This window comes from Streptomyces sp. 150FB, from assembly GCF_000818195.1.
Lineage (GTDB): Bacteria > Actinomycetota > Actinomycetes > Streptomycetales > Streptomycetaceae > Streptomyces.
In genome coordinates, this window is record NZ_JTHL01000001.1 from 4392107 (window position 1) to 4418597 (window position 26491).

23 protein-coding genes and 2 tRNA genes are annotated in these 26491 nt (G+C 70.6%); 6 read left to right on the top strand and 19 right to left on the bottom strand.

What is annotated here, in order from left to right; all coding sequences use genetic code 11:
• Positions 1-110: 110 nt before the first annotated feature.
• On the bottom strand, positions 111-1166 hold the full coding sequence (locus QR77_RS18725; protein ID WP_040028234.1) for a sodium:calcium antiporter: 1056 nt from the start codon (positions 1164-1166) through the stop codon (positions 111-113).
• 411 nt (positions 1167-1577) lie between these two features.
• On the opposite strand from QR77_RS18725, the gene QR77_RS18730 reads away from it, so the two are divergent.
• Positions 1578-2717 (top strand): PP2C family protein-serine/threonine phosphatase, encoded by a 1140-nt coding sequence (locus QR77_RS18730; protein ID WP_052488880.1) that lies wholly within the window; start codon positions 1578-1580, stop codon positions 2715-2717.
• 39 nt (positions 2718-2756) lie between these two features.
• Here the strand turns inward: QR77_RS18730 and QR77_RS18735 are convergent, their stop codons facing one another.
• Complete coding sequence (locus tag QR77_RS18735) at positions 2757-3470, bottom strand: GDSL-type esterase/lipase family protein (RefSeq protein WP_052488881.1); 714 nt, start codon at positions 3468-3470, stop codon at positions 2757-2759.
• A 168-nt stretch (positions 3471-3638) separates the two neighbouring features.
• Here QR77_RS18735 and QR77_RS46000 point away from each other — a divergent pair.
• Positions 3639-3725, top strand: a tRNA-Cys gene (locus QR77_RS46000).
• 151 nt (positions 3726-3876) lie between these two features.
• Here QR77_RS46000 and QR77_RS18740 read toward each other — a convergent pair.
• From QR77_RS18740 to QR77_RS18805, 15 genes are all read right to left on the bottom strand, one after another.
• Positions 3877-5256, bottom strand: coding sequence for an FAD-binding oxidoreductase (locus tag QR77_RS18740; protein ID WP_078876869.1), 1380 nt, complete (start codon positions 5254-5256; stop codon positions 3877-3879).
• Positions 5253-5798: a flavin reductase family protein gene (locus QR77_RS18745; RefSeq protein WP_052488882.1), complete on the bottom strand. Its 546-nt coding sequence runs from the start codon at positions 5796-5798 to the stop codon at positions 5253-5255. Before QR77_RS18745 ends, QR77_RS18740 begins: the two co-directional genes overlap by 4 nt.
• A 66-nt stretch (positions 5799-5864) precedes the next feature.
• Complete coding sequence (locus QR77_RS18750) at positions 5865-6380, bottom strand: SRPBCC family protein (protein ID WP_052488883.1); 516 nt, start codon at positions 6378-6380, stop codon at positions 5865-5867.
• The gene (locus QR77_RS18755) at positions 6377-8842 is read right to left on the bottom strand and encodes an MMPL family transporter (protein ID WP_052488884.1); all 2466 of its coding nucleotides are present in this window, start codon (positions 8840-8842) and stop codon (positions 6377-6379) included. The genes QR77_RS18750 and QR77_RS18755 overlap by 4 nt, the downstream gene beginning before the upstream one ends.
• The gene (locus QR77_RS18760) at positions 8839-9858 is read right to left on the bottom strand and encodes a hypothetical protein (RefSeq protein ID WP_040023064.1); all 1020 of its coding nucleotides are present in this window, start codon (positions 9856-9858) and stop codon (positions 8839-8841) included. Before QR77_RS18760 ends, QR77_RS18755 begins: the two co-directional genes overlap by 4 nt.
• Positions 9859-9906: 48 nt before the next feature.
• A complete protein-coding gene (locus QR77_RS18765; protein ID WP_052488885.1) occupies positions 9907-11352 on the bottom strand; it encodes a cytochrome P450 in 1446 nt (481 codons plus the stop codon).
• Positions 11353-11369: 17 nt separating this feature from the next.
• Entirely contained in the window at positions 11370-12050 is a 681-nt protein-coding gene (locus QR77_RS18770; protein ID WP_052488886.1) for a methyltransferase domain-containing protein, read from the bottom strand.
• Positions 12051-12256: 206 nt separating this feature from the next.
• A tRNA-OTHER gene (locus QR77_RS46005) sits at positions 12257-12343 on the bottom strand.
• 177 nt (positions 12344-12520) lie between these two features.
• On the bottom strand, positions 12521-13777 hold the full coding sequence (locus QR77_RS18775; RefSeq protein ID WP_173476319.1) for a beta-ketoacyl-[acyl-carrier-protein] synthase family protein: 1257 nt from the start codon (positions 13775-13777) through the stop codon (positions 12521-12523).
• The gene (locus QR77_RS18780) at positions 13777-14043 is read right to left on the bottom strand and encodes a phosphopantetheine-binding protein (protein WP_236710730.1); all 267 of its coding nucleotides are present in this window, start codon (positions 14041-14043) and stop codon (positions 13777-13779) included. Before QR77_RS18780 ends, QR77_RS18775 begins: the two co-directional genes overlap by 1 nt.
• The gene (locus tag QR77_RS18785) at positions 14040-14531 is read right to left on the bottom strand and encodes a hypothetical protein (RefSeq protein ID WP_052488887.1); all 492 of its coding nucleotides are present in this window, start codon (positions 14529-14531) and stop codon (positions 14040-14042) included. Before QR77_RS18785 ends, QR77_RS18780 begins: the two co-directional genes overlap by 4 nt.
• The gene (locus QR77_RS18790; RefSeq protein WP_040023067.1) at positions 14531-15046 is read right to left on the bottom strand and encodes an SRPBCC family protein; all 516 of its coding nucleotides are present in this window, start codon (positions 15044-15046) and stop codon (positions 14531-14533) included. Before QR77_RS18790 ends, QR77_RS18785 begins: the two co-directional genes overlap by 1 nt.
• Positions 15039-16376 carry an aminotransferase class III-fold pyridoxal phosphate-dependent enzyme gene (locus QR77_RS18795; RefSeq protein WP_078876871.1) on the bottom strand — a complete coding sequence of 446 codons (1338 nt, stop codon included), beginning with the start codon at positions 16374-16376 and terminating at the stop codon, positions 15039-15041. Before QR77_RS18795 ends, QR77_RS18790 begins: the two co-directional genes overlap by 8 nt.
• Before the next feature lie 11 nt (positions 16377-16387).
• Entirely contained in the window at positions 16388-17524 is a 1137-nt protein-coding gene (locus QR77_RS18800; RefSeq protein WP_040023069.1) for an acyl-CoA dehydrogenase family protein, read from the bottom strand.
• A 90-nt stretch (positions 17525-17614) separates the two neighbouring features.
• Positions 17615-19183 (bottom strand): aldehyde dehydrogenase, encoded by a 1569-nt coding sequence (locus QR77_RS18805; protein WP_040023071.1) that lies wholly within the window; start codon positions 19181-19183, stop codon positions 17615-17617.
• A 359-nt stretch (positions 19184-19542) separates the two neighbouring features.
• On the opposite strand from QR77_RS18805, the gene QR77_RS18810 reads away from it, so the two are divergent.
• Positions 19543-20550: a DUF2156 domain-containing protein gene (locus tag QR77_RS18810; protein ID WP_052488888.1), complete on the top strand. Its 1008-nt coding sequence runs from the start codon at positions 19543-19545 to the stop codon at positions 20548-20550.
• A 19-nt stretch (positions 20551-20569) separates the two neighbouring features.
• On the opposite strand, the gene QR77_RS18815 is transcribed toward QR77_RS18810, so the two are convergent.
• Both QR77_RS18815 and QR77_RS49810 read right to left on the bottom strand, forming a co-directional pair.
• Entirely contained in the window at positions 20570-21319 is a 750-nt protein-coding gene (locus QR77_RS18815) for an AfsR/SARP family transcriptional regulator (RefSeq protein ID WP_236710731.1), read from the bottom strand.
• A gap of 321 nt (positions 21320-21640) precedes the next feature.
• On the bottom strand, positions 21641-21772 hold the full coding sequence (locus QR77_RS49810; RefSeq protein WP_269084336.1) for a hypothetical protein: 132 nt from the start codon (positions 21770-21772) through the stop codon (positions 21641-21643).
• A gap of 977 nt (positions 21773-22749) precedes the next feature.
• On the opposite strand from QR77_RS49810, the gene QR77_RS18820 reads away from it, so the two are divergent.
• The 3 genes from QR77_RS18820 to QR77_RS18830 form a co-directional block, all read left to right on the top strand.
• Positions 22750-23547, top strand: coding sequence for a phytanoyl-CoA dioxygenase (locus tag QR77_RS18820; RefSeq protein WP_052488889.1), 798 nt, complete (start codon positions 22750-22752; stop codon positions 23545-23547).
• A 28-nt stretch (positions 23548-23575) separates the two neighbouring features.
• Positions 23576-24139 (top strand): DUF6309 family protein, encoded by a 564-nt coding sequence (locus QR77_RS18825; protein ID WP_040023075.1) that lies wholly within the window; start codon positions 23576-23578, stop codon positions 24137-24139.
• Positions 24136-26491, top strand: a 2356-nt coding sequence (locus QR77_RS18830) for an AMP-binding protein (RefSeq protein ID WP_150130571.1), incomplete at its 3' end; no start/stop codon positions are given. The genes QR77_RS18825 and QR77_RS18830, both read left to right, overlap by 4 nt.

Here is a 26491-nt window from a genome sequence, read left to right on the forward strand (position 1 = left end):
CATGTCCCCGCCGACGCTCAAGGCCGTTGTCCGGCCCGCACACGGGTGCGGACCGTGGGCCGGAGGCAAGTGCGGGGAGGCCGCCTGCGGCGCGGTGTCGCGGTGTCGCGTCAGCCGAGGATCGGTACGAGGCCGATGGCGAAGACGACGTAGAACCCTGCCGCCACCGTGAGGCGAGCGGGGGTGAGTCTGTGGGCACGCATGGTCAGCAGCAGATAGACGATCGCGGCCATGGTTATCAGCCCCGCCCACAGCAGGGCCCCGTCGAACTTCCACGTGGTGAAGAGCAGACCCAGCCCACTGGGGACGGTGGCCTGGATCATCATGGCGCCCGAGATGTTGGCCAGGGCGAGCTTCGTCTTGCCCTGGCGCACCCAGATGATCGCGTTCATTATCTCGGGCAGCTCCGTCGCGACCGGCGAGAGCAGCAGGGCGGTCACGGCCGCGGACAGGCCCAGCATCGGGCCGATCGCGTCGAGCTGCTTCACGAAGAGCTGGGAAGCGAAGAAGATCACTACCAGGGTCACGAGGGTCTGCAGCACCACCGCCCAGGTCGCCGGGGAGGCCACCTTGGGCTGGAGCTTCAGCGGCTCCAGCTCCTCGTCCTCCTCGTCGCCGTCGTCGCCGCCGCCGCGTATCTCGCGCCAGAAGTAGACGGCGTAAGCGGCGAAGAACAGCAGACCCAGGGTCGGCTTGAACGCGAAGGCGACCAGACCCAGGGCGACCTTCACGATGAAGATCGGCAGGAACCACTTCTGGTCCTTGGCCAGGCGGCGCATGTCCTTCTCGTCGCCCAGCGCCTCGCCCTCACCCCCGGCGCGGCTTTCCGGCATCCCGGTGGTCTCCAGGACGTGGGCCTTTTCCTTGCGGCGCTTGAGCAGCAGCATCGCGCCGGTGACGCCGTACGCGACGGTGGCCAGCGCCAGCGGTCCTCCCATCGCGGCGCCGACGCCGATGTTCTTGGCTTCCTCAGTGCCGCCGGTGGTCACCGCCACCAGGGTGACCACGGACTCCGGCAGCGCGGTACCGAACGCGGCCAGGATCGTTCCGACCGCCATCTTCCCGACATTCAGGCGCTTGCCGAGCCATTCGACAGCGTTGACGAACCACTCGCATGAGAGGTAGATCGCCACCGCGCACACGATGAGCAACAGAAAATGGATCACACCGATCGTCCAGCTTTCCCGCACCGCGGGGAACCTGGGAGAGACGCGCGGAGGGGGTTCCGGCGTACGACCTCGGCCCCGCGACGCACGTTCGTCGTCGACAAGGAACCGAAGGTCTCGCCCGCCCGGCAGACTCTGCACGGACCCGGCCACCGGGAACCGTGAGGTTCCAGCATGTCGACGACCGGTTTGCGGGGCTACTCCCCTTCGCGGCCGCCCACTCTACACAGTCCGGATTTCCTCCAGACACAGTCAGGATTTCCTCCAGGCGGTCCATGGACATCCTCGACGCGGCCACACCACCCACCGCCGACGGGCAGGAAGAGCAGGACGAGCCGGCGCCCCGGGCTCGGGCACACCGCCCGGTCGCGTTCACCGCTTCTGGCTCCTTCCGACGATAAGAATGGCCGGATGGATCTTCGGCGGTTGCTTGATTTCCCGGGCCGTGTCTCAGGGCGGCTGCTGGTCGTTCCCGTTGTCCTGATCGTCGTGATCACCGTCGCCGGCATGGTGTCGCCGAGCGACGTCCATCTCAGTCCGCTGCTCGTGATCGCGCCGGCGCTGACCGCCTCGTTCGCCGGGCCGTGGCGCACCGCCATCATCGGGGCTGTCGCTGTGGGGGCGGACGCCCTGGTCACGGCGCTGAACGGCGGAGTGGGCACCGCGAACCACGTATGGCAGTTCACGGCGCTGGTGGTGCTGTCGGCGCTGGTCGTCTTCTTCTGCTACCTGCGTGAGGAGCACAGTCAGCAGTTGAGCCGGGTACGGGTGGTGGCGGAGACCGCACAGCGCGTCCTGCTGCGGCCGCCCCCGGAGCGGGTGGGGCCGCTGCGGGTGGCCTGGCGATATCTGACGGCCGACGCCGACGCGCAGATCGGCGGCGACCTGTTCGCTGTCGTCAGGACGGGCCGCAACCGCAGCCGAGTCATCATCGGCGACGTACGGGGGAAGGGGCTGGCCGCCATCGGGGAGGCGTCCGTGGTCCTGGGCGCCTTCCGCGAGGGCGCCCGGCACTGCGAAACCCTGCCCGCGCTGGTGCAGGCGATGGAAGACAGCGTCGGCGCGGACATCGAGGACGCCGGCGAGACCGAACAGGATCCCGGTGAGCACTTCGTGACCACCCTCGTCCTGGACCTGCACGACACGAGCGGACAGGGCACGATGATCAACTGCGGGCACCCGCCGCCGCTGCTGCTCCGCGACGGCCGCGTCACCGTCCTGCACTCCAGCGCCCCCGCACCGCCTCTGGGCCTGGCCGGTCTGTACGTCCCCGGGCTTCACTGTGACGCCTTCGCCTTCGCCGATGGCGACACACTCCTGCTGTACACCGACGGTGTGATCGAGGCACGCTCACCGCAAGGCGTGTTCTATCCGCTGGCCGAGCGAGCCGCGGCGTTCCCGCAGGCCGGCCCGGAGAAGTTGCTGCGGCACCTGCTCCAGGACATGACCGCGCACACCGGAGGACGGCTGTCCGACGACGTGGCTGTCGTGGCCATCGAGCAGGTCCCTGCGCCGGTGCCCACCGCCGGGGCGGGCGTGCTTCTCACCTGACACCGTCCGCCCCCGTACAGCATTCCCAACGGCGCGTATTCAGTGGTTGTGCCGGGCTGCGTCGTTCGCGCGCAGGTGGTTGCCGAGCGTACGGACCACCGCCGCCGCCATGACGGCCTGGCCGCGGCTGTTCGGGACGAGGCCGTCGCGGCCCCATACCTGGTCGGCCGCCGCCGGCTGACGGGCCGCCAGGTCCACGTACAGCGCGCCGTGCCGCAGCGCCAGGGTCGCGCACGCGTCCGACTGGGCGCGGTGACGGGTACGCAGCACCTTCTCGCCGAGCAGTCGCGCACCGGGCGAGTGCGTCAGGTCGAAGGGGGTCACCAGGAGGACGTCGTAACCGTGTTCGCGCAGCGGGGCGACGACCCGGACCACCTCCGAACGGAGCACGTTCGCGTCGAACGCCGGGTGCAGCAGGTCATGGCCGGCCAACTGGACCACCGCCAGATCGCCGCCGAACGCCAGCGCGCGCGGCAACTGCCGGGAGCGGACCGCCGCGACGTTCTGCTCCCGTCCGCCGATCAGGCTGAGGCAGGCGAGACGGGGGTCCACCACGCGCAGGGCGTCGGCGACCCGGTCGTACCAGGGCGCGCGGCCGTAGCCGTCGACCCACTCGCGCCGAGGCGCCCTGCCGTCCCCCAGCACCACGAGCCGACGCCAGCGCAGCCCGTCCAGCAGCCGGGCCGTCTCGCCGTCCCGTAGGCAACTGGGGTCGTTCGCCTCGGAGTCGGGGGGTACAGGCAGTTCTGGCACCGGGCTTCTCCCATCCAAAGGGTTACAGGTCTTCATGTGCCCGACGGCGGAAATGGGCCCCTTCCGGGATCCGTCGCCATCTCAGGGCCGTCTCAGCGAAATCTCAGTCGCGACCGGCAGAATCATCACCACGGCGGAACGGTCCCCTGGACCTCCACCCACCGTGAAGGAGAGGTACCCGAAGCGGCCCAACGGGGTTCCGAGGCAACTCGGACCGGGTGAAAGCCCTCGCAGGTTCGAATCCTGCCCTCTCCGCACCACGCACCCCTGGTCACTCCTCCCAGTCACAGGAGCTACCGGGGGTGCGCCCGTGTGGTGTCCGATGCCCTCTGCCCCTGTCCCCGAACGGCGCGCGGGACGACAACTCCTCTGCGGTCAGGCGTCCGTACGACTGCGTCCGTACGGCTCACGGGGTACGGCGGGCCTCCCGGTCCAAGCTGTTCAGGTACGCCCGCAGCAGCCCCCTCGCCGGGCGCGCGGTGAGCGGGACCAGGGGGGCACGGTCGCGGTGCCAGGGGTAGCCGCCGGGGCCGACGCCGCCACGGGTCGCCGGCGGGCCCTCGACGAGGGACTCGGCGACATGCGATCCGTGGGCCACCGACATGGCCAGGCCATGACCGCAGCAGCCGCCGATGTACCAGATGTCCGGGTGCCCCCCGACGTGCCCGACCACCGGAAGGTCGTCCATGGTCATGCCGATCTGCCCCGACCAGCGGTGGCTGACCGGGACTTCGGCGACGCTGGGATGCAGCAGCCGCAGCCGCTCCTCCAGCCACGCCCAGGTCGCGGTGCTCAGCTCGGCGGCCCGGCCGGGGCTCAGCCCCGGGAGATGTACGGCCCTACCGCCACCCACCACCAGGCGTCCGTCGTGGGTGAGGCGGAAGTACGGCGCCAGGGACATGGTGTTGACGACGGCGGTGCCGGTGGCGCCCCCCAACGCGGCGCGGGCCTCGGCGCCGAGCGGGGCGGTGGCGACGGCGTGCACCTGAAGCGGCAGGACCGTGCCGACGGGCAGCCCGAGCTGCCCGGCCGCCGCGTTGACGGCGAGGACCGTCTTGCGGGCGCGGAGCGTACCGCTGGGGAAGAGCAGTTCGGTGGGTGCGGCGCCGCCGCCGGGGCCCAGACCGCGCAGGGGGCTGTCGTCGTAGAAGCGGACCCCCTTCGCGGCACAGGCCGCTGCCAGCGCGCCGCTCAGCGCGGCCGGGTCGAGGGTCGCGGCGCTGCGGTAGAGCAGACCCGCGTGGTACGGAACGTCGACACGCTCGCGGATGGCCGCGGCCGACAGCACGGGGACGTCCAGACCGAGCGCCCGGTAGGTCTCCGCCTGCCGCGCGAGCGACGCCAGGCCGGGCCCGCCGCGCGTCGCCACGATCTGCTCCCCGGTGCGCAGCCCGCACGGTGCGCCCAACTCCTCGGTGAGCGCGACCACCCGCTCCACCGCGGTGACGGAGGCGAGATACATGCGCCGCGCCATGGACGGGCCGAAGCGGCGGGCCGCCCGGTCGATCGCCGGACCCACCCGGGGTCCGAGCAGGCCGGTGCCCCGGCCGCTGGCGCCGGCCGCCGGATGCCGGGCGTCCACGACGACGACATCCAGCGAAGGATCGCGTTCGATCAGGTGGTAGGCGGTGGACAGGCCGGCGAGTCCGGCCCCGACCACCGCGACATCGGCGGTGAGCCCGCCGGAGATCCGCGCCGCGGGGGCGCCGTCGGCGGCCCCGCCGTGGGCGTTACGCGAGGGGGCGCCGGGTGCCCAGCACGGCTCCTCCCCGACCTGGGCCGTCACCGCGCCGCCCCGTCCACCAGGGTGTGGAACGCGCGGTCGTGCCAGATCAGGGGCCGCCCTTCGGCCATGTGCAGGGCGGCGACCCGCCCGACGACCAGGCAGTGGTCGCCGTACGCGCGTACCTCCTCCGTCACGCAGATCGACCAGGCGTAGGTGTCGGCCAGCACGGGTACGCCGAGCACCTCCTCGTACGATTCGGCGGCGAAGCGCTCGGCGGGGGTCGCGGAGGCGGAGGCGAACAGCCGTGCCCGGTCGCCCTGTTCCTCGCCCAGCAGGTGCACGGCGAAGGCGGAGCCCGGTGTGATCGCGGCGAGCGTGCGCGAGGTGTGCGACAGGCAGACGAGCAGCAGCGGCGGTTCGGCCGAGAGCGAGGTGACGGTCGATACGGTCGTCCCCACCGGCCCGTCGTCCGAGGGCGCCGTGACCACGGCGATGCCGGAGGCGAGACCGGCGTAGAAGTCCAGGCAGCGGTCGGCGCGGGGAGCGGAGGTCTGGTCCACTTCCGACCCGCCGGTACGCGCACCGGCTATGACGTGCGGCATGAGGGGGCTACTTCCTGTCCGGTGGGTGTTGTTCCGGGGCGTTGTTCTCTCTGTTCCGCGCAGGCCCTACCGCCCGGACTCCAGGGAGTCCCGCAGCGCGACGAGCGTCGTGCGCATGGTCGCCCTGTTGCGGGTCCTGCGGCGTACGACGCCGGTCACCAGCGGGGTGACAGCGGTGAGCGCCATGCCCAGCGGGCCGGCCCTGCGGTCCCGCCACTCCTCCCGCACCTCGCACCCCTCCGGCAGCGCCGAGAAGCGGTACGTCCAGCCCGCCACCTGGATACCGAGGAAGCTCACATGGAACGTGAAGGCGCGGCCGGGATCGGCCTCGATCACCCGGCACAGGGTGGGCCACGGCAGCCAGCGGGCGCGGTTGCGCCCGACGAACCGCATGCCCTTCCTGGCGGGGCCGCCCCGTCCGACGATCCACGCGCCACGGCACTCGGGGCTCCACTCGCCCATCCGTGCCACGTCGCTGACGGCCGCGTAGGCGGTCTCCGGAGGGACCCGGATGACGATGCTCTCGGATATCCGTGAGGGGGTGCCGGGTTCACCCGCCATCTCGGCGGTCTGGTCGGTCACTGGGTGCCCGTCCTTTCCATGCTGTCCGTACGTTCGGGTGGTACGGGTCCGGTTGAGTCGGCCGTGCCGGCGTCAACGGCCGCACGGTCCGCCGCGAGGGTGGGGGCGGACGCGCTTCTCCGGCCCGGCAGCCACCAGTTGACCCTGCTCATCAGGCGCATCGACGCCGGGACGATCAGGAGCCGGATGACCGTCGCGTCGAGCGCGATGGCCACCGCCATGCCGAGGCCCAGTTGCTGGATCGGCAGGATGCCGGTGAAGGCGAAGGCCGTGAAGACCGCCACCATGAGGACGGCCGCGCCGGAGATCAGCGGCATCGTGGCTGACATGCCGCGCACCACGCTGCCGATGTCGTCCCCGGTGGCGACGTAGTCCTCGCGCACCCGGCTGAGCAGGAAGACCTCGTAGTCCGTGCTGAGGCTGAACAGCAGCGTGACCAGCAGGACGGGGACGAAGTTGGTGAGGTGCCCGTCCACGTCGAAGCCGAACAGCCCGCTCCCCAGGCCGTCCTGGAAGACCAGCACCAGCACGCCGTAGGTGGCGCCCACGGAGAGCAGGTTCATCGCGATCGCCTTCAGCGGCAGGAACACCGAGCGGAAGGTGAGGAGCAGCAGCAGGTAGATGACGGCGAGCATGGTCCCGATGACCGGCACCAGACCGTCCTCGATGACCTTGTTGGCGTCGACGCCCTCGGCGGTCTCCCCGCCGACGTCGACGATCCACCCCGCGCCGCCGGCCGTGAACGCCGCCGCCTCGGCGCGTACGGAGGTGAGCAGGGCCCGCGCCGCTTCGGAGGAGGCGGTGTCGTCGCCCACCACCTCGATCAGCGCGGTCCTGCCGTCGCCGGAGACGAAGAAGTCGACGGTGGCGCGCGCGTCCCCGGGCAGCCGGTCCCGCGCCGCCAGAGCCGCGAACGGCCGCTCCCGGTCGGCCTGGCTGAGCGTGCCGACCGCCGAGTCGGCCCGTACCACCCCGGGCAGGGCGCCCACCGCGTCGTGGAAGCGCAGCAGGTGGGCGATGTCCGCGTCGGAGCGCTCCTCGAGCGGTACGCGCGACGCGACGACCACCTGGAGCGGCGCGGCGCCGCCCACCCCGAACTCGTCCCTGACCGCGTCGTACCCCTGGCGTACCGCCGCGTCGGCGGACACGACCCTGGCGTCCGGGGTGAAGGTCTCCAGGCGCAGGGCGGGCAGGGCGAGGGCGGCCGGCGCGGCGACGCCGACCACCAGGAACAGCGCGGGGCGGCGCATGACCGTCCGGGTCAGGGTGACCCAGCCGCCGCCGGTCCTCGCGGTGTCCGGCCGCCGGCGGCCGATCCGGCCCCACTCGATCCTGGGGCCCAGCAGGCGCAGCAGTACGGGGAGCAGCAGCACGCTGGTCAGGACGGAGAAGGCGACCACGACCACGGCGCCCAGGGCCATCGACCGGATGACGTCCAGGTCCACCAGGAAGAGCGTGGACATGGCGGCGACGATGGTCAGGCCGGAGGCCACGACGGTCACGCCCGAGGTGCGCAGCGTCCGGGTGAGGGCGCGCTCGCTGTCCGCCCGGAAGCCCGTCCCTTCCCCGGCCCGCAGCTCGCTCCTGAACCGCGTGATCATGAAGAGCGAGTAGTCCACGCCCACGCCGAGCCCGAGCATGGTGGCGGCGTTCTGCACGAACACCGACAGTTCGGTACGCCGGGCGACGAGGGTGAGCACAGCGAGCGCGAGGACCACCGAGGTGACGCCGACCAGCAGGGCGGCGAGCGCGGCGGCCACGCTGCGGAAGAGCAGCAGGAGCACCAGGAGGATCAGCGGCAGGGTGACCAGTTCGGCCATGATCAGCCCGCGTTCGCTGAGGTGGTTCACCTCGCCCCACAGCGCGGCCTGGCTCACCAGGGAGACCTGGAGGCCCGCCGGCCCGTACTGCCTGCTGAGCCGGTCCTGGATGCCGGGCAGCAGCCGGCGCGCTGTGCCGTCGTCCAGTTCGGAGCCGACGCGGACCAGCGCGGTACGCCGGTCCTCGCCGAGGAAGGCGGCGCGCGGCCGTTCCCCGGTGAGCGTGGTGTAGCCGTACCCGCCGGTGGCCTTGAGGTCTCCGTCGTGGAGCACGGCCTCGGCCGCTCCCCGTACGCGGGTGTCGAAGGCGGGATCGCCGGCCCGGTGCCGGGTGTCCCTGATCACCAGGGTCAGTGAGGTCGCGCCGCGCCCCTCGAAGCCGTCGGTGAGCCGCGCCGCGGCGACGGCGGAGCCGGAGCCCGGTACGAGCCACCCGCCACCGCTGAGCAGGCCCGGCAGCGAGGCGGCCTGCCAGCCGGCGACGCCGAGCAGCAGCAGCCACAGGACGGCGAGCGGCCAGCGGAGACGGCCGGTCAGACGGGACAGGCCGGCCGGTAACCGGGACTCCCGGCGGCCCGGAGGCCGCTTCGGGAGCGCCGGCCCTGCGGGGGGCCCGCTCGACGGGGCGCGACGCTCGCTCATGCGCGGATCGCGATTCCGTGTTCGCGGTCGTCGGTCAGGATCTCCATCAGCGCGCGGTTGGACGTGGTGAGCCGCTGGACCGTGCGCGTCGCCTTGTTGAGGATCTCCAGCTCACACCGGCCGATCTTGGTGTTCAGGCAGTGCTTGATCCCACCGGGAGGGTTGTAGTAGTTGAGCCCCACGAAGTCCTCGGGGGCCGCGGTGAAGCGGCCCCGGACGGCGACGGACTCGTCGGAGCTGGCGAAGTCCCAGTAGAAGTACCCGAAGTCGGCCTTGGCCTTGAGCCCTTGGCGGAGGGCGGTCAGGGAGTACTCGCGGTCGTCGTGCCGGAGCACCAGGAACGTGAGCTTGGGCGTCTTGACCGGACCGGCCAGCCTCGTCGTGGCGGTGATGATCTCCAGGAAGCTGTCCGGGTGCTCGTCGAACCCGGCCACCTGGCCGAAGGCGTAGTGATCGGTGTGCCGGCTGCCCCAGTTGTGGTTCTGGCTGCCGGTCCAGCCGTCGACGTCGACCGTCTCGCCGTCGACCGTGAGCTTGCCGCTGTACGTGGCGAGCGGGACCCCGACCAGGCTCTTGGCCTTGGGGAATCCGCCGGTGTACATCGAGGCCGGCAGCAGGAGCAGCGGCGGCTCCGAGCCCTCGTACGTCAGGTCCCAGCCGATGCGGCCGTTGGTGCCGGCCGCCTCGCCCTTCAGACTGCCCGGCTCCAGGACCCGGTCGCTCACCCGGGCGCCGAAGGAGTCGGGGTTGAAGTGGCAGTCGGAGATCGGCCACTCCTCCTTGGCCACGACGTGACGGCCGGTCGTCCCGTCGAAGTAGATGGCCCACAGTTCACCGATGGCCGCTTCGGGCATGCCGGCCGGGCTGAAGATCGTGTAGCGGATCCAGAAGGCCCTGGGCTCGGTCGGGTGGTTGCCCCGCTGGTAGAAGCTCTCGTAGTGGCCGGCTTGCTGGCCCGGACGGTACTGCGTCCAGTTCAGGCGATCCGCGTCCGCTGTGCTGGGGTCGTAGTTCATCGGGTCCGTCTTTCCATCCGATACCGGTACTGGTTCTGCTGTGACGTCTTACGGGGCGCCGGGGGCTCCCGTACGGGCGTGCGCGGTCATGGACATTCCGTAGCGGGGCCGCAGCGTGATCGATGCCTGGTTGACGACCCGGTGCGCGGGCACGTGCCGGAATTCGTACCGCCGTACCAGGGCGGCGAGCAGCAGGTGTGCCTCCATCAGCGCGAAGTGCTTGCCTATGCAGAGATGGGGCCCAGCGCCGAAGGGCATGTGCGCGAAACGGTGCCGGCCCTTCCTGCTCTCGGCGGAGAAGCGGTCCGGGTCGAAGCGCTCCGGATCGCTCCAGTGCCGCTCGTGGCGGTGGATGTTGAAGAGGTTGACCAGCAGCCGCGAGCCGGCCGGCACGGAATAACCCCCGAGGACGGTGTCCTTGAGGACCAGCCGGGGAACGATCGGCGCCGACGGGTACAGCCGCAGCGCCTCCTCGAAGACCTGGAGGGCGTACGGCATGGCCGCCAGGTCCTCCATGGTGGGCATGCGGTCGCCGAGGACCTCGTCCACCTCCTCCTGCACCCGGCGCATGGCCGACCGGTTGCCGGAGAGCAGGTAGAAGGCCCAGGTGAGGGTGATCGCCGTGGTCTCGTGCCCGGCGCCGAAGGTGGTGATGACCTCGTCGCGCACCTGACGGTCGCTCATGCCCTCGCCGGTGTCGGCGTCCCGTACGTCCAGCATCATGTCGAGCAGGTCGGGCACACCGTCACCGCGGGGGACACCGTCGGCGGCCGCCTTGCGGCGCTCGGCGATGATCCCGTACGTCATGTCGTTGATCCCCTTCATCACCGCCTGGAAGCGGCGGTTGCGCGGTGTGGGCCACTCGGGCGGCGGGCTGAAGGGGTTCTGGAGTCGGTCGAACGCGTAGTTGATGGCGATGTCGACGGCTTCCGGGCCGATGCCGTCCCTGGTCCGCTCGACATCGGTGCTGAACATGCACCGGCTGACGATGTCGAGCGTGACCCGCATCATCTCCTGATGGACGTCCACCACGTCGCCGCTTCGGTACGTGTCAGCCATGTGGGCGACCTGTCGGGTGGTCGACTCGGACATCGAGTCGAACATGCGGGCGATCGCCTGCTTGGTGTAGATCGGCTGCATCATGCGCCTGTTGCGCATCCAGCTCTCGTGGTCGTCACCGGTGAGCAGGCCCTCGCCGAGGATCAGCCGGAGCGGGTTGTCCGGGCCGAGCTTGCCGTACGTCGCGCTGTCGGTGAGGACCTCACCGGCGAGTTCGGGGCTGGAGACGCCGTGCACGACGACCGGGCCGAGCCGGTAGCGGACCAGGTCGCCGTGGTCGCGCCAGCCCTGCCGCATGGCCTCCAGGATGTCCTTGCGGAAATCCAGGACGCTGCCCAGCACCGGCAGGCTGCGCGCCTCCGGCGCGGAGGGAGCGGGCGCCCCCGGCCGGACCGGGGTCGCGGTGGAAGTGGCGGTGTCGCTTGTTGCCGTCATCGGAGGTTCCGTCCCCTTCACTTACGGGCCAGTGCGCAGACCCAGCCGAACGAGCGGGTCGGCTCAGCGACGTACCGGCCGTCCCGGAAACCGGCCTTGCCCAGCATCTCCACCAGATCGGCGCCCGAGAGGATCCTCAGGCCCTCGCGCTCGGAGCGCTCGGTGAACCGCCGCCCCAGGTAGCGCTGTTTGGGCGTGGGCTTCTCCGGCGTCTCCCGGCTCATCTCCAGAGTGATCGACACCTGGCCGCCGGGCTTGAGCACGCGGTACGCCTCGCTGAGCCCGCGCATCGGGTCGGGCCAGAAGTAGAACGTCTCGATCGCGCTCACCTGGTCGAAGGACGCGTCCTCGTACGGCAGTTGGCCCGCGTCGCCCTGCTTGAACTCCACCCGTCCAGCGGCGACGCCTTCGACGTTGCGCCGTACGGACTGCCGGACCATCTCCGTCGAGTAGTCGACTCCGGCGACGAAGCCCTGAGTCGCCCGTTCCGACAGGAGCTTGACGGCCATTCCGCCGCCGCAGCCGATGTCCAGGACGCGCTGGGAGCGCCGTACCCCCATGTGCTCGATCGCCCACACGGTGAGCGTGCGGTGCTGCTTGGTCATCACGTGGCCGATCAGCCGGCCGGCTCGCCCGTTGGGCTGCTTGAAGTTGTTCTCCACCAACTCCAGTGGCGCCTTCAGGAGTTTGTCGATCATCCGGACTTCCCTTCACGGTTCGCAACGTCTCGGGTGGTGCCGCGGAACGGGCCCCCGGCCCCGGAGGGCGGGCCCGGCAATTTCCGGGAACGGGTGTGTGGGGGTGGGGTCGACGCGCGCGCTGACTGCCTGCCTGGCGGCGCGGGGCGCGCACCCCGCGGGAGCGGGGGCGGGGGCGGCGTCGCGGCACGGCATCGGATGGCCGGCGGAGAGGGCAGGATTCGAACCTGCGGGGGCTTGCGCCCGATCCGGGTTGCCCCGGAACCCCGTTGGACCGCTTCGGGTACCTCTCCTTGCCTCGGGAACGGATGAGTCACCGCTCCGCTCCCGCTGCGACTCCGATACTGCCGCAGCGTTCTGAGATCACGCTGAGATCCCCCTGAGACCGGTGAGCGGCCCCGGGGGCACCCGCCGAGGTGCCCGCCGCCGAGGAGACGCGTACCCCGGCCTCCTCGGCGGTCGCGCACCGCTCAGGCCCTGGTGAACAGCAGTACGGCATTCTGTCCGCCGAATCCGAAGGAATTGCTGACGGCCACCTCGGCGCGCAGATCGCGCCCGGCCTTGAACACCACGTCGATGTCCAGCTCCGGATCCAGGCTCTCCAGATTGGCCGTCGGTGGGATGCGCCCCTCTTCGAGGGTGAGCGCCGTCGCCACCGCCTCGATGGCGCCGGCGGCGGACAGGGAGTGGCCCACCACCCCCTTGACGGAGGTGACGGCGGGCCGCTCGCCGAGCACCCGGCGGATGGTCCTGGCCTCGGTGGCGTCGTTCAGCATCGTCGCCGTGCCGTGCGCGTTGACGTGGTCCACCTCGTCCGGGCCGACCCCGGCGTCGGACAGCGCGGCGCGCAGGGCGAGTTCGGCACCTCTGCCGTTCGGCTCGGGAGCCGTCGCGTGGTACGCGTCGGCGGAAGCCCCGTAACCGCTGACCATGGCCCGGACGGTGGCGCCCCGCGCCCTGGCGTCCTCGGCCCGCTCCAGGACGAGGATGGCCGCGCCCTCGGCGGCCACGAAGCCGTTCCGGTCGGCGTTGAAGGGCCGGGAGGTGGTGGACAGGTCGTCGCGGCGGCCGGCCAGGGCCCGCATCTGGCCGAACCCGGCGATCAGCGAGGGGACGAGAGGCGCCTCGGTGCCGCCGGTGATCACCACGTCGCAGATCCGGCTGCGCAGCAGTTCCCGCGCCATGCCCACCGCCGTGGTTCCGGAGGCGCAGGCCGTCGACGTCACCAGGCTGGGGCCCTGGGCGCCGAACATCATGGACACGTACCCGGCGCACATGTTGGACGAGAGCATCGGCACGAGCAGCGGGGAGACCTTGCGCGGACCCCGCTCCAGCAGCACGTTGTGCTGCTTCTCCCAGGTGGCGGCGCCGCCGATGCCGTTGCCGAGGATCACCCCGACCCGGGTGGCGTCCCAGGAGTCCCGGTCGAGGCCGGAGTCGGTGACGGCCTCGTGCGCGGCGACCAGCGCGAGCTGGCTGCTGCGGTCCAGCCGCCACGCCTGCTTGCGCTCGATGAGCCCGCTGGGGTCGAAGTCGGCCACGGCGCAGGCGAAGTCGGCGGGTATGCCGGCCAGGGCGGGCACCTCGGAGGCCGCCGTACCCTCCCCGGCGCGGATCCGCTCCCAGCTCCGCTCCACCCCGACCCCGGCCGCGGTGACCATGCCGACGCCGGTGATCGCGGCGTCGAACGGCGCCCGTGCCGGGGCGGACGTCGGTTGCCGAGCCATCAGACGGTGGTCAGTTTGCCGGAGATGGTCTCGGCGGCCTGCCCGACGGTCGACTCGAGGCCCAGCTCGCTGTCCTCGATCGGTACGTCGAACTCCTCCTGGGCGGCGATCGACAGCTCCACCAGGGCGAGGGAGTCGAGTTCGAGCTCGCTGAAGGTGCTGGCCGGCGTGATGCTGCCGGCGTCGAGGCCGAACGTACTGGTGAGCAGTTCCACCAGGCGCTGGTAGGTCTCTTCCATGACGGGTTCCCTTCGGGAGATGGTCATCGGTGTGACGGTTCGGGGCGCGCGGCGGAGGCGGCGGGCGCGGCCGGCGCCGCGTCGAACTGGCCGGTGAAACGGGAGTACGCGGGGTGCGCGACCGGTTCGAAGTCCAGCGCGAACGGCTTGAGGAAGTTGCCGAACAGCGCGCGGTCGCCGAAGAGATGGATGGGGACGACCAGCAGCGCCCACTCGGGGCCCCACAGCCAGATCCACGCGAGCACGACGAGCGTCTGGGTGGCCAGGCTGTGCATCACGTTGTACGCGACGTAGTAGCCGCGGTGGATCCGCTTGGTCTTGCTGCGGTGGTAGGCGATGGCGCCGGGGATGTAGCCGATGAGGTCGATGTACACGAAAAGACCGACGGCGGGGAGCCATCTGACCTCGCCGATGTGGACGAGGAAGTAGACGGCGGCGATCACCAGACCGAGCCCGTACTCCAGCCGGATCAGCCGGTAGGTGGTCCGCGTCTCGAAGAGGTTCTTCCCGTCCATCAGCGCGCTCCCGAGGTGGCGACGACGGGCTCGGCCGTCAGTTCGGCGACGGCGCGGGCGACCGCCTCGTCGCCGACCACGGAGGCGTTGCCGGCGAAGAGGCTGATGACGACGCGGGCGATGGTCTCCTTGAAGACCCGCTCGGCGACCGGGTCGAGGATGCCCGCGAGGCTGGGGATGCCGAAGTCGAACTCGGCGCTGAAGTCGACCAGGCAGTCCCGGCCGTCGGCGGTGAGCCGCCAGACGCCGTTGAACTCGGCGAAGTCGCCGTCGATCTGCTCGAAGGTGATGGTCAGGGCGTCCCGGTCGAACAGGTCGGTCTCGCTCCAGCTCAGGATGCCGTTGCGGAAGTAGACGTCCCAGTCGCTGGCCTCCTCCTCGGCCGACACCTGACGGGTCGTCACCGAGCGGATGACGTCGGACAGTTCGGCGTACCGGTTGAAGGCGCCGACCCGATCGAATGCCGCCGCCGCCTCGATGTCGTGGACTCGGATGGTCACATGAGCGCTACGCATGGATGGTGTCGCCTTCCGCTGTGGGTGCGTAGCGGGCGCCCTGCGCGCGGCACGCGCGGTCGACCGCCTCGTAGAAGAAGTCCAGGTCCGCCCTGGTCAGAACCGCGGGAGGGGTGAAGCGCAGGACCAGGTGCGAGTTGAGCGAGTGGTTGGCGATGACGCCGTTCATGATCAGCTCGATGAGCAGGTCGCCCGCCGGGCCGGGATCGGTGAACTCGATCCCCAGCAGCAGGCCCCGTCCCCGCACCTCGCGCACGGCGGCGCCGTAGTGCGACCGGACGATCCGGTCCAGCTCGGGGAGGATCTCGGCGCCCAGGTCGCGGGAGCGGGCCACGAGGTCGTCCTCGTGCAGCGCGGCGAGCGACCCGCGTACGGCGGCCATCGCCAGCGGCGCCCCGGAGAACGTGGACGTGTGCAGATACGGGTCCCGGTCGAAGGCGCCGAACGCCTCCCGGGTGGCGACGACGGCCGACACCGGCACGACGCCCCCGCTGAGCCCCTTGCCGACGAGCAGTATGTCGGGGGAGACGCCCTCCCGGTCCGCGCCCCACCAGGTGCCCAGCCGGCCCAGGCCGGTCTGGATCTCGTCCAGGACGAGGAGGGCCCCGTACCGGTCGCACAGGGCGCGCACCGCGCGCAGATAGCCTTCCGGCGGAATCACCACCCCGGCCTCGCCCTGCACCGGTTCGATGAAGACGCACGACTCGCCGGGGGCCGCCGCGAGCAGGGGTTCCAGGGCGGCGGCGTCTCCGTACGGGACATGGCTGGTCTCGGGGAGCAGCGGCCGGAACGGGTCCTGGAAGACGCTCCTGCCGGTGAGGCTGAGCGCGCCCATGGTCTTGCCGTGGTAGCCGTTCTCCGTGGCGATCAGCCGGTGGCGGCCCAGGGTGCGGGCCAGCTTGATGGCCGTCTCGACCGCCTCCGCACCCGACCCCGCGAAGTGGACCCGCTCCAGCCCGGCCGGCGCCACCGACACCAGGGCGTCGGCGGCCAGGGCCGCCTGCGGTTCGAGGAAGAGCCGGGTGGCCACGGGGTGGGTGGCCAACTGCTCGGCGACGTGCCGGATGACGGTGGGGTGGCGGGCGCCGGTGAGGAAGACGCCGTAACCGCCGCAGTTCAGGAAGGTCTTGCCGTCCGATGTGGTGACCCAGGCGCCCTGCGAGGCCACCTCGATGTGTCCGCCGAACAGTTCGCCGAGCGTCGCCCGGCCCTTGCTGAGCCGGGTCCGGTACAGCTTTCCCAGCTCGGCGCGCCCGAGGACGGGCGTGAGGGTGGGGGAGATCGGGGGGACGGGCGACGGAAGAATCGGTGTCGTTGTCACGGATGTCATGGGCATCCTCGTCAGGTCAGACGCAGCGGGTCGCCCGCGACGTGGTCCAGGTACGGCCGGGTGAAGCTCGCCCGCGACGGCGGGTGGAAGGACAGACCGTGCGCGGCGCCGGCCAGGTAGGCCACGTCCGAGGAGGACATGAAGGTCGTGCCGCCGAGCAGTTCGACGGCCTGGTTCAGCGCGTCGCCCAGCGCGTCCTGGGCCGCGTACCGGGCGACGAGCGTGTTGGCGAGCCCCGTGTTGCCGGTCTCGCCGTCCTTGATCATGCGGGCGGTGCCCTCCAGCAGCAGGGCGGCCGTCTCCAGCCGGGTGAGCACCCGGGCGCGGTCGGAGTCGCTGCCCCGGCCGCCGTCGACGACCCGCTCGACCAGTCCGCTGACGATGCCGAGGTAGCAGGCGGAGATGAGGAGTTCGAACCAGATCAGCCCGACGGTCTGGAGGTCGTCGAGGTTCCCGGCGTCGCCCGGCTCGGTGCGCATGATGAGCTGCTCGTCGACGAAGACGTCCGTGAGCCGTACCTCGTCGCTCTCGGCCCCCGCGAGGGTGCGGCTCCCCCAGAACTGGTGGACGCTGATCCCCTCGGTCTGCCGGGGGATCAGCAGCACCGCCATCCTCGGCTCACCGCTGTCGGTCGGCAGCGCCACGCTCGCGGTGAGCAGGTCCATCGAGTGCGAGAGGCTGCACGGCTTCTTGGCACCGTTGATGACGTAGCCGCCCTCGGCCTTCGTCGCCGTCATCATCGGCGAGAGGATGCCGCGTCCCGGCCGGCCCTCGGCGAAGCCCGAGGCGACCAGCAGCCGCTGTTCCGCGATCCCTTCGAGCAGCGCCCACTCCATGCCGCTGCTCTGGATGGACTCGGCGAGGGTGAACAGGGTCGCGACCGAGAAGTGGTGCATCGTGGTGGCGATCGCCAGGGACGGCGCCCTGGAGGCCAGGGCCCGTACGACGGCGAGGGCCTGGAGCGGGTCGGCGCCCGCCCCGCCGTAGGTCTTGGGGATCACGAGGCCGGGGCCGCCGGCCTTGCGGAAGTGGTCGAGAGCGGGGTTCTTGGGCGCTTCCAGCTCTTCCAGCGGCGTGCTGGAGAGCAGGTCGAGCAGGCCGGGCAGGAATGATTCGCACGTCTCGCGTGCGGCTTCCAACGAGCGCATGGATCCTCCTCAATTCTGTTCTGTTCGGGTGGCTTCTGGGCGCGGACGGGGGCGGCGCGGGGACGGGTGCGGCGCGGTTACGAGCGGCTGTCAGGGCTGTCGGTGTCCGGCGGCCGCCTGAAGGGCCTTCCAGGCGCCGAACACCGCTTCGGAGGGACGCGCGCCGGCGGCGGCGACGCTCACGCCCTGGATGTGGGAGGTGCGCAGGATCGGGTAGTTGGCCTCGCCGAACACGCCTCCGGTGAGGCCGGTCCCGCCGTGGCTCGGCATGTAGGGCAGGAACCCGATGTGGGAGTCGTTCACCTTGAGCAGTCCGCCCTTGGTGATCCGGCCGACGATCCGGTCGATCACCGCGGGGTCCCGGGCCCACGCCGAGTTCCGCAGCCCGTAGGCGTTGCTGTTGACGAAGTCGATGAACCGCTCCAACAGCACCTCGTCGGGGGCGGCTTCGGCCACGATCAGCGGGAGCAGCGGGAAGAACGTCTCCTCGCGGACCGCCTGGACCTCGCGGGCATTCTCCAGCCCGCGCACCCTGACGACCGTGGGCTCCAGGAAGATCCCGGCCGTGTCGCGGGTCCCGTCCTCCTGGATCGCGTGCCCGCCGCAGACCAGCTCGGCGCCGTGGTCCAGGGCGTCGCGCAGGCACGAGAAGAACTTCTCGTTGCGCAGCACCGGGGTGAGCAGCACGCCCTCCTCCGACGACCGGCCGGGCCTGATCCGCGCGGCCCTGTCGACCAGCAGGGCCACCAGCTCGTCGGCGACGGCCGGGTGGGCCACCACCTGGTTGGGGATCATGCAGAGCTGGCCGGAGCCGTAGAAGCTCTCCGTGATGGCCTCGGCCGCCAGCTCCAGATCGGCGTCCTTCCACACCAGCACGATGTCGTTGCCGGCCAGTTCGAGGATCGGCTTCTTGCCGGCGGCGATGCAGCGCTCCTGGAAGCGGATCCCGTTCTCGCTGCTGCCGAAGTACATGATGTCGTCGACGAACGGGCTGTCCAGCCAGGCGTCCAGCATCGGGGCCGGGTCGCCGCACACCACGCCGAGGACGCCGGGGGGAGCGCCCAGCTCGGCGAGGACCGGGGCCACGATCTCCTGAAGGACGTACATCGCGCCCAGCGGGGCGCTGCGGGGCGCCCGTACGACCAGGGAGTTGCCGGCCATGATCGCGGTCACGCCGAGCAGCGCGCTGGACAGCGGAGCGTTCTGCGGGGGGTTGAGGCAGACGACACCGTCGGGACGGCGGCGCACGGAGATCTGCCGCTCCCCGTGCCGGTACTCCTGGAGCATCTGGCTCCGGAAGAAGCCCAGCGTCTCGGGCCCGAAGGCCTCCAGCGCCCCCGACACCTGCCAGCGGGCCAGAGCGAGCGGATGTCCTTCCTGAACGAGAACCTCGGTGATCCGCTCGGCCTGCTCGGCGATCCTGCGGCGCAGCAGGGTGCCGAACCGCTCGATCCGGGTCTCCGGGGGGAACGCGGACCAGGGGCCGACCGCGGCGGCCGCCGCCTCGACCGCCAGATCCGTGGTCCGGCGGTCCGCCCTCGCCACCCGGCCGACGATGGTGGCCGGCAGATTGTCGGCGGGGATGCGGCCGCTCTCCAGTTTCCGCTTCAGGGTGAGCGTGGAAAACGCGTCGTCGAGCAGGGCGTCCGAGTCGACCACGTAGACCCAGGACCCGCTCGGAACATTCTTTCCGTCAATGAGGGAAAGGTAGGTGGGGATTTCCGGACGAGGCGCTCCGGAATCTTCTCGTCCTGACAGTGAAGGCGTTGCGATATCGCTGCTCACGCAGCCCCTCCGTTCTCCATTTCCCATCCGACGACGGGAACGTTCGTATGACCAAGTGGTGGTTACGACCATTACAGACCTCCCTGACAATCCCCGGAGACGGCGCTGAGACGGCACTGAGACCGCAGTGAGACGGGCGTTTCAGGGAAATGGAAGAGAGGTCGTGGAGACTCCGGGGAGCATGGAACCGGGCGTAGGCCCCGTAACTCGACGCATCAGGCAACGGGAGTGAGATGACGACGCGCAGCGGAGAGGTATCCGACGAAGAAGTACTCGAAGTGCTGGAGAAACTCCGTAAGGACGGCGACAATCCCAGCGCTTTCCTCGCGCTCAACTCCGGTAACGCGTACTTCACCGATCCGTCGGTGGACGGGGTGGTCGCCTATCGCGAGGCGGGTTCGTATCTGATCCAGTTCGGCGGTGTCCACGCCCCGCCGGATCAACAGGAGGCGCTGCTGCGGGCTTTTCTCGACCACGCGCGCCGGCGGCGCCGAAAGGTCGTCGCCATACAGGTTCTGACCGCCGACGTCGACCTCTATGTCCGCAGTGGTTTCACGGTCAATCAGGTCGGCTCGTCGTACTCGGTGCACCTGCCGGACTTCGCCCTGCGCGGCACCCGTTTCATGAAACTCCGCAACAAGATCTCGCGGGCCCGGCGCAGCGGTCTCGAGGTGGCGGAGGTCAGCTACGAGGAGTGCGCGGCGGAGATCGCCGGCATCGACGGCGCCTGGCTGCGGAGCAAGGGCCGCCATGTCAAGGAGATCGAGTTCCTGGTCGGCCAGTTGGGCGGACCCGTGCAGCACGCGCGCCGGCTGATGCTGGGCCGGCTCGACGGGGTGCCCATCGCCTACATCTCGTACTCGCCCGCGTACGGCTCACGCCCGGGGTGGCTGCACGACCTCAGCCGCCGGCTCCCGGACGCGCCCCCCGGTGTGATGGAGGCCATCAACCTCACCGCGCTGGAGATGTTCCGTCAGGAGGGGGCCCAGTGGCTGCACTTCGGCTTCACCCCGTTCACCGGACTGTCCGCCGAGCACGATCCGGCCGGGGCCAGCGCGGCCACCCGTAAGATCATGCGGCTGCTGGCCGACCACGGCGACAAGGTCTATCCCGCGGCCAGCCAGCTCGCCTACAAGGAGAAGTGGGGCCCCCAGTTCGTGCTGCCCGAGTATCTGGCCTTCCACGGCCGGGCCAGGCTGGGGGCCATCTGGCAGATCCTGCGGGTCACGAAATCGGTGTGAGAATCGGTGCGATCTCTCCTCAGGACTCCCGTCTGGTCAGATGGGGCGCCTGGCGGAGGATGTCCTGGAACGTGTCGCGCAGCTCGTGTCCGGGTTGCAGTCCTAAGTGCTGCGACAGGTACTCCCGGGTGCGGTGGTAGGTGTTGAGGGCGTCGGACTGCCGGCCTGAGCGATAGAGGGCGGTGATGAGCTGTTCACAGAAGTGCTCGTGCAGCGGGTATCTGGCGTGCATCTGTTCCAGCTCGGGGATGATCGCCCGGGGGTGATCCAGCCGGAGGCGGAGGTCGAAGAGCCTTTCGTAGGCTCCCAGCCGGACCTCCTCCAGTTGGGTGTACGCCACCTGGCAGATCATTCCGCGCCCGGCGTCGATCAGCGCCGGGCCCCGCCACAGTGATAACGCCTCGTTCAGCAGGTCAACGGCTCCTCTCGGGTCGCGCGCGCTCGCCTCGTCGGCGCGGGCCACCAGTTGGTGCAGCCGGGAGGCGTCGATGTCCTCCTCGGCCAGCTCCAGGACGTATCCGGTCGCCGAGGTCTGGATGACATCGCGCAGTGCGGCTTTCCCTCCGTGTGCCACCAACACCCGGCGCAGCCGGGCTATATGGCCGTGCAGTGAATTTTCGGCGCTGTTCGGGGGCTCTTCGCCCCACAGTTCGTCGATGAGCTCGCTCCGCGAAACGGAGCGGCCCACCGACAGCGAGAGAGCCGCCAGGATCGAGCGTAGTTTTTCGCCGGGTATCCGGACCTGAATGCCGTCGTCGGTTACTTCCATCGGTCCGAGAAGATTGATCCGCAATTGAGGTCCGTTGCCTTGTTGATGTGAGCGAGGAGTGGACACATGGAACGCCTTCTCTCGGGGAGAGCGCCCCTGTGCGGGTGTCACCGTCCACCCGGGACGGTGCGTGCGTGAACACCGTTGCGGGCCCGGATCCACGACGAGATCACTCCGGGACCCGCCTGCTTCTGCCGCTGACCTGATCACTGTGCGACTGCTGCGGCGCGACGGGAGCGACGTCGGCGGCTGCGACGGCGCGGTTACGGGTCGTACGCATAAGAATCAGATTCCGTTTCGGGAAGGTGATGAGCGGTGTGGTCAGTGACGGTTGACGATCGTGAGTACGACCGCGATGGAGGTGATCAGCACGACGACGGCCAACGCGTCGACCAGGCTGATACGGAGTCGGGTTCTGATCGCTGCTCCCAGTTCGGTCGGTGCCTCACTCACCTTGCGGGGTTGTCGGAAGCGGCCGCAATCGCCAGCGGACAACGAGGGAAGCTGGAACGCTCACAGATGCTCTTAGCTGCGTAGACGCTGATTACCTGGAATACGTTCCTGGGACGGTCGGGCAATTGGGAGGCGGCGGACGACCGGTGACGACGGCCCCGGCCGGAACTTCGGCAGAACCGATACCGGTGGGCCGTACACGTGGACCGCAGCTTCGCCGCACGACGGCTCGGGCACTGATCCAGCGGTCGCGGACCCACCCGGCCCTTCCCGCGATCCGTGCGCGTCTCCGGCGCCATAACACCTGGTCGCCCCCCGGTAAACCGGCCGAATCCGGACTGGACCATGGGATTCCGGCCGTTTTCCGTGATCACTACGTCAGAAGAAGTACGCCTAATTACGCTGCGCGTGTAGGCCTGTCTTGACCGTACGAGCCCGGGAAGGGTGTGGTTCGCTGTGTCTACGCTGCCGACAACGACCGAGGGACGTCTGGGGAATCTCCGTGTCGGCCTCGGCGGAGTACGGCCGGCGGGCGCGGCGGCCGCCGGGTGCGGATTAACCGCTCCCTGAACGTGCTGGTCGCGGACCCTCGTTCAAGCCCTTCCTCGAACCGCCGGTACGGCCAGGGCTGATGCCCAGCCCGTCCGGAATCCGGGGCCGGTCCTCCTGTAGACACGTCTTCACGCGATGGCAATTGCCGGCGAACCCGTGCTCCGCCACCGGACGTTCATGGACCACCGCGCCCTTGAGCAGGATATCGGCCAGCGGCATCCCGTCGGTCCCCGGCGCGTTCTCGCCCGCCACCCGACGCTGAGGGTTCACAAACCCAGGCGCGCCCACGGCCGCGGCTTCCGGTCCGCATTCCCGCAGAGACAATTCCCCGGCCATTGAGTCGCCTGCGGTCCGTTCGAGCCAACTTGACGTAAAGAGACTTACTTCAGGTTGTCCACATTGGTCACGAAAGGAACAAGAGTCAGATGCCGCTCTCTTTCGAAGGCAACGGGAAGCTGTCGGCACAGCGCGAGCAATTCGCAGACTCGGGGTACCTCGTATTACCCGGACTGATTCCCACATCGCTGCAGAACCGGCTCACACCCGAAGTGGACCACTGGGTGGACGACGGACTGCGCTCGCTCTCCATAGCCGCCTGCAGCGACCCCGGAACCGACGTCCCACCGCCGCTCATGGAGCTGGAGCTGCCCGCCCACGGTGAACTCCTCACGCACGAGCCGCTGTTGGAGCTGATCGGGGACCTCATGGAAACGCCGTTCGTCTTCCACCATCTGCACAGCGACCGGCACGGTCCCGGGGTCCCCGGCAAACCGTGGCACCACGATCGTGAGCCGAACGACCAGGACGACCCCAAGCTTCTGATGGTGCACGCCCTGCACTACCTCGGGGGCCTCGACGGCACGATAGGCAGCCTCACGATAGTGCCCGGCTCCCATCGGGAGCCCTGGAGCAAGTCCGCGCTCGCCCATCTCGGCAGCGTCGAACTGCCCGGCGAGGTGGTGATCGACACGCTGCCGCCCGGCTCGACCGTACTGGTGAACTCCGCCCTGGTGCATGCCCGCAGACCCGCGCCGAGCCCGCCCGGCACCGCTTCCCGTTATTTCATCGACGCGTGCTACTGCCAGACGGGGGCGCGCTGGCAGCCCGTGAAACCGTACTGGCGGCACATGCTCGCCACGGCCCGCGCCCTCGACCTCGACGGCGGCCGGTGGCCGGAGCTGTTCGGGGAACGGCACTTCACCGAGTACGCCCGGTCGGCGTGAGAAAGCCCGAGAAGAAGGAGCGGCACTGATGCAGATCATGGGTCCAGTCACCTTCGACGAGGTGCTCACCGCCTTCCGCCAGGACCATCCCGTGGCCCGCGAGCACGGGAACAACACCAACCAGGACGCGGAGAATGTCCTCTTCCTGGCCGACAAGCTCTTCACCACCTGGTCGAAGGCCCGGCTCTCCCGCGCCGACTTCCGCGACGTGATGCTGCCCTGGCACCTCAGTGAGGGCGGCGGGTTCGAACTCGTACCCCGCACCGGGCGGACGGTCGGCCAGGCCGCGGACCTGGTGCGCTCGCGCACCGCTGAGCTGGCCACGGCCAACCCCGTCTGCATGGCGAAGATCACGCAGTTCGGCGACTCCCCCTTCAGCTCCGTCTACCTGAGCACCAGCCCGGTGACGCATGACCACTACGCGGACCTCCCGACCGGCGAGGGTCTCGTCCACCTCGACGGCCTGCACCGTCTGCTCGCCTGGGAGTTGTCCGGGCGGCTGTCACTGACGGAGGAGCTGTCCGTGTACATCGCCGGTGATCTCTCCCCGGGCAGCACGCCGAACGCCACCACCGGAGGTCGCCGAGCATGACGGATGCGACACACTCCCCCACCTCGCCGCACTCCCCGACCTCGCCGCACTCCCCGGCCTGGCTGCCCGAACTGCTCATGCTCAACGCCCGGACGTATCCGGACCGGCCCGCCCTCAGCGACGGCACACGCACCTTCGACCACCGTCAGCTCGACACCGTGGCCGGACATGTCGCCGCCCGCCTCGCCGATCTGGGGACCGGCCGCGGTGACCGGGTGGCGCTGCTCGGTGCCCGGGACGCCCAGGTGTGCGCGCTGTTGCACGGCATCCTGCGCTCGGGGGCCGCCGCTGTGGTGGTCGACCCCGGGTGGAGCCCGGACGACGTACGCCGGAGGCTGGACGCCGTCGAGGTCAGCCAGGTCCTCACCACGACGCCCCGGATGCGGGCCCCCGAGCCGTACCGCACCGAGTTCGTCGATGTCGACACGCTCGCCAAGACCGATCCCGTCGATCCGCCCGCCGTCCTCCCCCGGGCACCGGACGACCTCGCGTACCTGTCGTTCACCTCGGGGTCGAGCGGGGAGCCGAAGGCCGTCGCCGTCACCCACGCCAACGCCGTGCACTACGCGCGGTCCCTGCGCGACCGGCTGGGGCTCGCCGCCGCCGACGCGCCCTGCCTCGCGCTCGTCACCACTCTCGCAGCGGACCTCGGTCACACCTCCTGGCTGCTCGCGCTGGCGACCGCCGGATCGGTGCATGTGGTCCCCGACGACCGGACCCGCGACCCGGAGGCGTTCTGGGCCTCGCTGCACGACGCCGGGGTGTCGGTGCTCAAGACGACGCCCTCGCACCTGACAGCGCTGCTGGCCGGCCGTCCTTCCGGCGGTCCCGCCCTGGACACCGTCATCCTCGGCGGCGAGGCGCTGCCCCGCTCGCTCGCCGCGAGTCTCCTCCAGGACGGCGTCGCCGCGCGGGTCGCCAACCACTACGGACCGACCGAGACCACCGTCGGCGCCACCTGCTTCCTCGCCGCCGACGTGGCCGAACTGCCCACGGACGAGGCCACCGTGCCCATCGGCACCGCCATCGGCGAGGTCCACCTGCGGCTGATGCCCGACGCCGCCGAGGGCGCCGCCGAGGGCGCTGCCGAGGATGCCGCCGAGGGCGAACTCCACATCGGCGGAAAGGGCGTGAGCGCCGGGTATTACGGACGGCCGGACGAGACCGCGCGGAGATTCGCCACGTACGAGGGACGGCGCGAGTACCGGACCGGCGATGTGTGCCGCCGCCGGCCGGACGGGAATCTCGTCTTCGTCGGCCGGTCCGACCGCCAGGCCAAGATCCGGGGCTTTCGCGTCGACCCCGTCGAGATCGAGCACGCCATCGAGAAGTTCCCGGGTGTCCGCCAGTGCGCGGTGATCGTGCGCGCCACCCCCTCGGGCAGCCAACTGGTGGCCGCCGTACGGCTGACCGACCGGCGCGACGAGGGCGAGGCGCTCGCCGCGCTCCGCGCGCACCTGCGCGACCGACTGCCCGCGTACTCCGTGCCGCAGCCGATCCTCGCGGTGCCCGACTTCCCGTTCGGAGCGAACGGGAAGCTCGACCGCGCACGCCTGAGCGACATCGTCTCCGGCCTCATCCAGTCCCGGGCACGCACGGCACGGGGCGAACCGTCCACCCCGGCGGGGAGCGCCGACCGGGCCACGGCGTCGCTGGCGCTGGTCATCGCGAAGCTGTGGGCCGAGGCACTGGGCCTGCCTCTGGTGGATCAGCACGCCAACGTGCTGGACCTGGGCGGCGATTCGATCCTCGCGATGCGCACCATCGCCTCTCTGCGCCACCGCGGCCACCGCGTCGCTTTCGAGGACTTCTACGAGCACCCGACGCCCAGCCTGCTGGCCGCGGCTGCCGCGTCCGCGCGGTATCTTCCACGGCCGCGCTCCGAGGCGACCACCGAGCCGGGACGGCTCGCGCCCGCGCAGCGCTGGCTGTTCCGACAGCCGATCGACACACCACGGCACTGGAACCAGTCCGTTCTGCTGCGGTGCCGGGTGCGTGTGGACGCCGAGGCCCTGTCGGTGGCGGTCCGGGCCGTCCTGCACCGCCACGCGGCGCTGCGCCGGCCGGTCGGCCCCGGCGGTCCCGGGCGTACCCGGCCCGAGGACGACCTGGACACCGTGAGCCACTCCCGGCTGCGGTCGACCGACCCGCTGCCCGAGACGGTCGGCGGCGTCTGCACGGAGCTGCACCGGAGCCTCGACCCCGAAGCCGGACGGCTGCTGCGGGTGCACCTGTTCTCCGGCGGGCCCGGCGTGGAGGACCGGCTCGCGCTGATCGCCCACCATCTCGTGGTCGACGGGCTGTCCTGGCGCATCCTGCTCGACGACCTCGCCACCGCCTACCGGGCCGCGC

Excerpts from the sequence above, each read along its gene's own strand:
- QR77_RS18730 (WP_052488880.1), top strand. The coding sequence starts at position 1,578 with ATGGATCTTCGGCGGTTGCTTGATTTCCCGGGCCGTGTCTCAGGGCGG.
- QR77_RS18745 (WP_052488882.1), bottom strand. The coding sequence starts at position 5,798 with ATGCCGCACGTCATAGCCGGTGCGCGTACCGGCGGGTCGGAAGTGGAC.
- QR77_RS18755 (WP_052488884.1), bottom strand. The coding sequence starts at position 8,842 with ATGAGCGAGCGTCGCGCCCCGTCGAGCGGGCCCCCCGCAGGGCCGGCG.
- QR77_RS18760 (WP_040023064.1), bottom strand. The coding sequence starts at position 9,858 with ATGAACTACGACCCCAGCACAGCGGACGCGGATCGCCTGAACTGGACG.
- QR77_RS18765 (WP_052488885.1), bottom strand. The coding sequence starts at position 11,352 with ATGACGGCAACAAGCGACACCGCCACTTCCACCGCGACCCCGGTCCGG.
- QR77_RS18770 (WP_052488886.1), bottom strand. The coding sequence starts at position 12,050 with ATGATCGACAAACTCCTGAAGGCGCCACTGGAGTTGGTGGAGAACAAC.
- QR77_RS18775 (WP_173476319.1), bottom strand. The coding sequence starts at position 13,777 with ATGGCTCGGCAACCGACGTCCGCCCCGGCACGGGCGCCGTTCGACGCC.
- QR77_RS18780 (WP_236710730.1), bottom strand. The coding sequence starts at position 14,043 with ATGACCATCTCCCGAAGGGAACCCGTCATGGAAGAGACCTACCAGCGC.
- QR77_RS18785 (WP_052488887.1), bottom strand. The coding sequence starts at position 14,531 with ATGGACGGGAAGAACCTCTTCGAGACGCGGACCACCTACCGGCTGATC.
- QR77_RS18790 (WP_040023067.1), bottom strand. The coding sequence starts at position 15,046 with ATGCGTAGCGCTCATGTGACCATCCGAGTCCACGACATCGAGGCGGCG.
- QR77_RS18795 (WP_078876871.1), bottom strand. The coding sequence starts at position 16,376 with ATGACATCCGTGACAACGACACCGATTCTTCCGTCGCCCGTCCCCCCG.
- QR77_RS18800 (WP_040023069.1), bottom strand. The coding sequence starts at position 17,524 with ATGCGCTCGTTGGAAGCCGCACGCGAGACGTGCGAATCATTCCTGCCC.
- QR77_RS18810 (WP_052488888.1), top strand. The coding sequence starts at position 19,543 with ATGACGACGCGCAGCGGAGAGGTATCCGACGAAGAAGTACTCGAAGTG.
- QR77_RS18815 (WP_236710731.1), bottom strand. The coding sequence starts at position 21,319 with ATGGAAGTAACCGACGACGGCATTCAGGTCCGGATACCCGGCGAAAAA.
- QR77_RS18820 (WP_052488889.1), top strand. The coding sequence starts at position 22,750 with ATGCCGCTCTCTTTCGAAGGCAACGGGAAGCTGTCGGCACAGCGCGAG.
- QR77_RS18825 (WP_040023075.1), top strand. The coding sequence starts at position 23,576 with ATGCAGATCATGGGTCCAGTCACCTTCGACGAGGTGCTCACCGCCTTC.